Genomic DNA, 561 nt, shown 5'->3' with positions numbered 1-561 from the left:
CTAGTTGAAGTAAGATTTGTATGAGAAAAATCAGGAGGATACGTACCTGTTTGCGTGACCATTTTTCAGACAAAACAAGTGAGGAACATACCAGTAGGCAGGCCAAGCTTTCTGTTAGTGCAGTATAGAAACGTGGAATATCAGGGAAATTGATCATAGTAGGCTATCTCCGATGAAGTTGGTTAGAGCTGTCATAAATTCTTTTTTCCTTGGGCGGCTAATCGGCAAGGCTGTATTTGTGACGTAAACAAGGCTACCTTCCACTTTTTGAACATGGGACAAATTGATGATATAGGCCGAGTGGGCTCGTACAAACAATTTACTGTTTAACATGGCTTCGAGATTTTTGAGACTATTATGGGTAATGGTTAGGCCACTGTCAACTGTGTAGATGTGAACCTGATGTCCTTGACTTTCTAGGTAAACAATATCTTCTTGATAGAGTTTTACGGTGGACTGCTTGCTTTTTATATACAAACTTTGCTTCTCTTGGCTATCGGGTAATTTTCTAAGAATTTTTTTAAAATGTTCCTCAAAGACAAAGGAGCTCAGTGGTTTGAG

1 protein-coding gene is annotated in these 561 nt (G+C 39.2%); it reads right to left on the bottom strand.

Translation table 11 applies throughout. From position 1 onward, the window contains the following. Positions 1-153: 153 nt before the first annotated feature. Positions 154-561: LytR/AlgR family response regulator transcription factor (locus tag C1G53_RS09125; protein WP_161941397.1), on the bottom strand; the 408-nt coding region annotated here is incomplete at its 5' end.

Origin of the sequence: Streptococcus suis (genome assembly GCF_002960445.1) — a bacterium.
Taxonomy (GTDB): Bacteria; Bacillota; Bacilli; order Lactobacillales; family Streptococcaceae; genus Streptococcus; species Streptococcus hyiners.
Note: the sequence above shows the minus strand (reverse complement) of the source record. Positions and strands in the feature narration are given on the sequence as shown.